Below are 6,952 nucleotides of genomic sequence, written 5' to 3' on the forward strand. Positions count from 1 at the left end.
TCCAAGATCCGGGGGTAGGCCCCCCACCCGCACAATGGGCGACATGCCATCTGACACAATCCGCCGCGCCCTGGTCATCGACGACGAACGCGCGCTCGCATCAGTCGTCGCCAGCTACCTGGAGCGGGACGGGTTCGACGTGCACCTCGCCTTCGACGGGCCCGAAGGGCTGGACTCGGCACGGTCGGTCGACCCGGACGTGGTCATCCTGGACCTGGGTCTGCCGGGCATGGACGGCGTGGAGGTCTGCCGTCAGCTGCGGACCTTCTCCGACTGCTACGTCGTGATCCTCACCGCACGGACGGACGAGATCGACACGCTCATCGGGCTCTCCGTCGGCGCGGACGACTACATGACCAAGCCGTTCAGCCCACGTGAGCTGATGGCCCGGATCACAGCACTGCTGCGCCGTCCGCGCCGGGCGGATCCCACGCCCGCGTCCGCGGAGCCGTTAACCCTGGGCGACCTCATCGTGGACCTCGAGGCGCGCGAGGTGCACCTGGACGGCGCGCTGGTACCGCTGACCCGGACGGAGTTCGACGTCCTGAGCACGCTTGCCAAGAGCCCCAACCGGGTGTTCAGCCGACGCGCCCTCATCGAGGAGGTCTGGGGGGCGACCTGGGTCGGAGACGAGCACCTCGTCGACGTCCACGTCCTTCATGTCCGACAGAAGCTGGGAGACACTGTCGCCGAGCAGCGGTTCATCCGCACGGTCCGTGGCGTCGGCTACCGGGTCGGACCCGGCACATGACGCGAGACCGTTGGTCTCCGGGCCCCGGCCTCGGGGGTCGCCTGATGGCCGCGCTGGCCCTGGTGGTGCTCGCGGGCGGGCTCACTGCATGGCTCGTGGCGGGAGCGGTCGGCCCCATCGTGTTCCACGCCCACATGCTTGAGGCCGGTCTGCGCGAGGAGACGCCCGCGGTGCTCCACGCCGAGGCGGCATTCCGCTCGGCTAGCGCGCTGGCGCTGACCATCGCCCTTGGCGCGTCGGTGCTGGCCTCGCTGGCGGTCAGCATGTTCTTGACCCGTCGTATCGCCACCTCGCTCGGTGCCCTGGCTGCGGCGGTCACCCGGATCGCCACCGGCGAGTTCGACGCACGTGTCACCAGCCCGCGGTTGGGCACCGAGTTCGAGCAGCTCGCCCACGCGTTCAACGACATGGCCGATCGCCTGCATGACAGCGACGCCCTCCGCCAGCGACTACTGGCGGACGTCGCTCACGAGGTGCGCACACCCGTCGCGGTCATCAACGCCTACCTCGAGGGCATCGAGGACGGCGTGGAAAGCCTGACGCCGCAGACCGTCGATGTCCTGCGCGATCAGGGATCCCGCCTGACGCGCCTTGCCGGCGACTTGGCGGCCGTCACGCGAGCCGAGCGCGGCGACCTCGGGCTCGTCCGCCAGGCGACGACGGCCCGCGAGCTTGTCGAGCGGGCGCACACGGCCGCACGCGAGCACTTCGCGGCGCGCGATGTCGCGCTTGACATCGTCGTCGACGACGACCTCCCGTTGGTGGCAGTGGACCCAGACCGCATAGGTCAGGTTCTGGGCAACCTCATCGAGAACGCACTTCGTCACACCGCAACAGGGGGACGGGTGGAGCTGAGCGCGAAACTCTCCCAGGATGAGGCGCTCTGTCTGGCCGTGACGGACGACGGTGAGGGCATCGAGCCGTCGCACCTGCCGCACGTCTTCGAGCGGTTCTACCGGGCCGATACGGCGCGCGACAGAGGTCACGGCGGCTCGGGCATCGGCCTCGCCATCGTGCGGGCGATCGTCGTCGCCCACGGGGGCCGCGTGAGCGCCCACAGCAGTGGCCGCGGCACCGGGGCGCGCTTCGAGGTACACCTACCCACCTGACGGGCCGGGTCACGCGTGGCCAGGAGCCTTCGGCTCGTATCGGGGCCCGATCGCCACTGCCTCACGGTGTGTCATCGGCTCGCTCGGGCTCGGCGCATTGCGGGCCATCGCCCGTGGCGGTAGCCGCACTCATACAGCGCAGAAGCCCTTGGGAGCCGACCATGAACTCACACACAACGAGCCCTCGACGCGGGTCGCCCCACGGCAGGTGTCGTCAGCGAGGGTCTCTGGGGCGAGCTCTGACAGGGATGACCCGTGGAGGCCACGTGAACGCTCGGTCAAGGTGATGAAGGCACCATGAAGTTTTCGCCCCAGACGCGTCGCACAGAGGACGGCGTGGCTACCGTGGGCGATACCCCCGCGGGTATCTAGTCGTCATCAGCGTGCCGGACCCGTGGCTGACGAGAGGCGCACGATGGGAAATCCGAACGGGTCTTGGGCCGGCATGGGCATGGGGATGGGCTGGGGGTGGGTTTTCGGCCTCCTCCTGGTGGCGGGGTTGGTGACGCTGATCATCCTGGTGGTTCGACTCAGCACCGACGGGAGGCCGAGCGCGCGCCGGGACGTGGAGTCCGAGTCAGGGCAGCATCGCGCCCGCGCGATCCTGGACGAGCGCTACGCCCGGGGCGAGATCGACACCACTGAGTACGAGGAACGCCTTCGGACCATGCGAGGCGACCGGTAGTGGAGCCTGTGACACGCCGCCAGGCCCTGCAGCTCGGAACGCTAGGGGCGCTCGGCGTCGTCGTGGGTGGTGCCGGGCTCGCTCGATCCGGCGTGCCGTGGGCGCCCCTGGGTCAGGGCCCCAGCCCGGGAGGTACCGTCGGCGGCGGGCTCGCCGAGCCGACCGCGCTGCGCAGCACGAACGGCCTGCTGCGGGTCGAGCTCATCGCTGCCGAGCAGGAGGTCGTCCTCGCGGGACGCCAGGCCCGGGCGCTGGCCTACAACGGCCAAGTTCCGGGTCAGACCTGGTGGGTTCGGCCCGGCGATCGGATCGAGGTCCGCCTGGAGAACCGGCTGGGTTCTCCGACCAACCTGCACACCCACGGCCTGCACGTTTCCCCGCAGGGCAGCTCCGACAACGCCCTCCTGAGCATCGACCCCGCAACGACGTTCGACTACCGCTTCGAACTGCCGCCAGACCACCCGACCGGGGTGTTCTGGTACCATCCGCACCGGCACGGCCATGTCGCGGACCAGATCTTCGGCGGTCTCTACGGCACGATCATCGTGGAAGACGACGACGCCCCGGGTGCCCGTGATCGGGTGCTCGTGATCTCCGACACCTCCCTCACGCCCGAGGGTCAGGTCCGCGGTGCCACTGCAGCGGAACGGATGATGGGACGCGAGGGTGACCTCGTCTTGGTCAACGGCCAGGTCGAGCCGGTGATCACTTCACGACCTGGTGAGTTGGAGCGTTGGCGGGTCGTCAACGCCTCCACGTCGCGGTACCTGCGCCTGGCCCTGCCCGGGCAGCAGCTGCAGCTGCTGGGCACCGACTCCGGCCAGGAGGCCACTCCACGCGACGTCGACGACGTGGTCCTGGCGCCCGGCAACCGCGCCGACCTTCTCGTGCGGATGCAAGGAGGTGCGGCCCAGCTGCACACCCTGGGCTACGACCGCGGCGGGCGGATGATGGGCATGATGACCGGCCGGACCCAGTCCGGGCCCCTCGTTCTGGCACACCTCGATGTGACCGGCGACAGCGTGGATGGCCCAGCGGCCGTCGTTCGACGGGCTGCTCAACCCGATCTCCGCGAGGCGAGCCTGGACGGCCGACGCGAGATCGCCTTCACCATGACCACCGGTCGCGGCGGCGGCATGGGGGCCATGATGGACGTCGGCTTCGACGGCAGGCCCTTCGACATCGAGCGGACCGACCAGCAGGTCCTGGTCGACTCGGTGGAGGAGTGGACGATCCGCAACCCGACCCCGATGAACCATCCGTTCCACCTGCACGTCTGGCCCATGCAGGTCCTTGAGATCAACGGTGTGCCGATGGCGGGACCGGTGTGGCGCGACGTTGTGGATGTACCGGCTCAGGGCGAGGCGGTCGTCCGGATCCGCTTCGGTACCTTCTCCGGGCGGACCGTGTACCACTGCCACATCCTCGACCACGAGGACGCCGGGATGATGGGCATCATCGCGGCCTCGCCCGCCTGAACTGCCGGGCCGCGGACATTTGTGGCTCGGTCTCCACCGACCGCAACCAGTGGCTCCGAGCAGAGCCAGTTCATGAAGAGATGCTGAAGATCCCCTGGGGCGGGCCCTTTGCCGGCAGGGGGCGCTGGCGCGGCCGGTTAGTCTTCGGGCGCCCCGGGGCGTCGGCCGCCGCGTGGGCAGGATCCTCCCGTCCGACGAAGGGCATCGCCATGACCATCACCTACGACGTAGCAGGCATGACCTGCGGGCACTGCGTCGCGTCGATCACTGCGGAGGTGTCCAAGGTGGAGGGTGTGCAGGCCGTTCAAGTGGACCTGAAGGCAGGGCGCGTCACGGTCACCAGCGAGACACCCGTGGACCCAGGTCTCGTCGTGGTCGCCGTCGATGCGGCCGGCTACGCGGTCACGGGGCTGAGTTCGTGAGCGGCGGGGCGGTGGCCCGACTCGGCGCCTATGCAATCGGACTCGTGCTGGTCTTCGCAGTAGCACTCGCCCTCGGCAACGCGATCAGGGGATGAGACCAACCATGTCCACCATCGGCACGACCAGCCTGACCGCGTCAGCCTCAGGGACCTCCTCCGTCGAACTTGCGATCGGCGGCATGACCTGTGCGTCGTGCGCGGCACGGATCGAGAAGAAGCTCAACAAGATCGACGGCGTCACGGCGAACGTGAACTTCGCGATGGAGTCCGCCAAGGTCCACTTCCCTCCGACGGTGTCGCTGGACCAGCTCATCAGGTCGGTCGAGGACGCCGGCTATACGGCCGTTCTTCCGACGTTTTCCGCGGCGCCTCAGCAGCCCGGCGACGGGACCGCGAGCGATGCGCCTGCTGCGGCCGGCGACCCGGTCGACAGCCTGCGCCGGCGCCTGGTCGTCTCGTGGGTGCTGACTCTGCCCGTCCTCATCCTGGCGATGGTGCCGCCGCTGCAGTTCGACAACTGGCAGTGGCTATCGCTGACCCTCGCCGCGCCAGTCGTGGTGTGGGGAGGGCTGCCCTTCCACCGCGCCGCGTGGAAGAACCTGCGCCACGCCACCGCCACGATGGACACCCTGATCTCCATGGGCGTCATCGCTGCATTCACCTGGTCTCTGTGGGCACTGTTCCTCGGTGACGCGGGCATGCCCGGCATGCGCATGGACTTCACGCTGTTCCCCGAGCCGGGCGCGGGATCGTCGGAGATCTACCTGGAGATCGCCGCCGCGCTCGCGGCATTCATCCTTTTGGGACGCTACTTCGAGGCCCATGCCAAGCGCCGCTCCGGTGCCGCCCTGCGGGCGCTGCTCGAGCTCGGCGCCAAGGACGTGGCGATCCTTCGGCCCGGGCCCGACGGCGACGTCGAGGTCCGTGTGCCGATCGAGGAGCTCGTCGTCGGGGACCGGTTCGTGATCCGCCCCGGCGAGAAGGTCGCCACCGACGGCGTAGTCGTCGAGGGTACCTCCGCGATCGACGCAGCCCTCCTGACCGGAGAGTCGGTCCCGGTCGAGGTGGGACCTGGCGACCCGGTCACCGGAGCGACAGTGAACGCGGGCGGGCGGCTGGTCGTCGAGGCGAGCCGGGTTGGCGCGGACACCAAGCTCGCACAGATCGCGCGCCTCGTCGTCGACGCGCAGTCCGGCAAGGCAGCTGTTCAACGGCTGGCCGATCGACTCTCGGCCGTGTTCGTACCGATCGTCATCGCCCTGTCGGTCGGCACCCTGGGCTTCTGGCTCGGGCTGACCGGTGACGTCGTCTCCGCCTTCACCGCCGCCGTCGCGGTGCTGATCATCGCCTGCCCCTGCGCCCTCGGACTGGCAACGCCGACCGCCCTGCTCGTCGGAACAGGCCGCGGAGCCCAGCTCGGCGTGCTGATCAAGGGCCCTGAGGTCCTCGAATCCACCCGGAAGGTCGACACCATCGTCCTGGACAAGACCGGCACCGTGACCACCGGCCGCATGTCCCTGGTCCACGTCGTCCCCGCCGACGGGACGGGAGCCGACGAGGCGCTCCGCCTCGCCGCGACACTGGAGAACGCCTCCGAACACCCGATCGCCGCCGCGATCGCCGCCGGCGCGACCGACCTCGACATGGTCCTGGGAACGGTGACCCACTTCGCGAACACCCCAGGGCGCGGCGTGACCGGCTGCGTGGAGGGGCGACGAGTCCTCGCAGGCCGCGCCTCGTGGCTGGCTGGGGAAGGACTGGCAGTGCCGCCCGAGCTCGCCTCGGCGGTCGACGAGGCAGAGGCTGCGGGACGCACCGCAGTCACCGTCGGGTGGGACGGGAGCGCACGCGCAGTCCTCGTCGTCTCCGACACCCTCAAACCCACCTCGGCGCAGGCGATCAGCCAGTTCAGGAAGCTCGGCCTGACCCCGATCCTCCTCACCGGCGACAACACGCGCGCCGCACAGGCCGTGGCCGCCCCGCTCAAGATCACCGACGTCATTGCCGAGGTACTGCCCGAGGAGAAAGTCGCCGTGATCACCCGCCTGCAGGGCGAGGGCCGCGTCGTGGCGATGGTCGGTGACGGCGTGAACGACGCCGCCGCCCTGGCGCAGGCCGACCTTGGGTTGTCCATGGGCACCGGCACCGATGCCGCCATCGAGGCATCGGACCTGACGCTGGTGCGCGGAGACCTCCGGTCGGCGGCTGACGCGATCCGCCTCGCACGCCGGACCCTGTCCACCATCAAGGGGAACCTCTTCTGGGCCCTGGCCTACAACGTCGCCGCCATCCCCCTGGCCGCGTCCGGCCGACTCAATCCCCTGATCGCGGGTGCCGCCATGGCGCTCTCAAGTGTCTTCGTGGTGTCCAACTCGCTGCGGCTGCGCAAGTTTGCGGGCTGGTCTCAGGAGACCCCCGAGAGCCGCTGACCAGTCGTCACCTCCTGGGTGACCGGTCCGCCCACCCTTCCACCCGAGGACGTCCCATGGGGCCTACCCCCGGATCTTG

The 6,952-nt window shown here is 69.6% G+C and carries 6 protein-coding genes; all 6 read left to right on the forward strand.

Annotated elements, in window-relative coordinates; all coding sequences use genetic code 11:
• The first annotated feature begins 43 nt into the window (after window positions 1-43).
• Window positions 44-751 carry a response regulator transcription factor gene (locus N866_RS15050; RefSeq protein ID WP_081802691.1) on the forward strand — a complete coding sequence of 236 codons (708 nt, stop codon included), beginning with the start codon at window positions 44-46 and terminating at the stop codon, window positions 749-751.
• Between the two features lie 44 nt (window positions 752-795).
• A complete protein-coding gene (locus N866_RS15055; RefSeq protein WP_245612613.1) occupies window positions 796-1,860 on the forward strand; it encodes a sensor histidine kinase in 1,065 nt (354 codons plus the stop codon).
• 502 nt (window positions 1,861-2,362) lie between these two features.
• Entirely contained in the window at window positions 2,363-2,545 is a 183-nt protein-coding gene (locus tag N866_RS15060) for an SHOCT domain-containing protein (protein WP_245612614.1), read from the forward strand.
• Entirely contained in the window at window positions 2,545-4,023 is a 1,479-nt protein-coding gene (locus N866_RS15065; RefSeq protein ID WP_034227875.1) for a multicopper oxidase family protein, read from the forward strand. The genes N866_RS15060 and N866_RS15065 overlap by 1 nt, the downstream gene beginning before the upstream one ends.
• 209 nt (window positions 4,024-4,232) lie before the next feature.
• Window positions 4,233-4,445: a heavy-metal-associated domain-containing protein gene (locus tag N866_RS15070; RefSeq protein WP_034227876.1), complete on the forward strand. Its 213-nt coding sequence runs from the start codon at window positions 4,233-4,235 to the stop codon at window positions 4,443-4,445.
• Window positions 4,446-4,548: 103 nt separating this feature from the next.
• Window positions 4,549-6,873, forward strand: coding sequence for a heavy metal translocating P-type ATPase (locus N866_RS15075; RefSeq protein ID WP_052023113.1), 2,325 nt, complete (start codon window positions 4,549-4,551; stop codon window positions 6,871-6,873).
• Window positions 6,874-6,952 lie beyond the last annotated feature (79 nt).

The organism is Actinotalea ferrariae CF5-4 (genome assembly GCF_000603945.1).
GTDB lineage: Bacteria > Actinomycetota > Actinomycetes > Actinomycetales > Cellulomonadaceae > Actinotalea > Actinotalea ferrariae.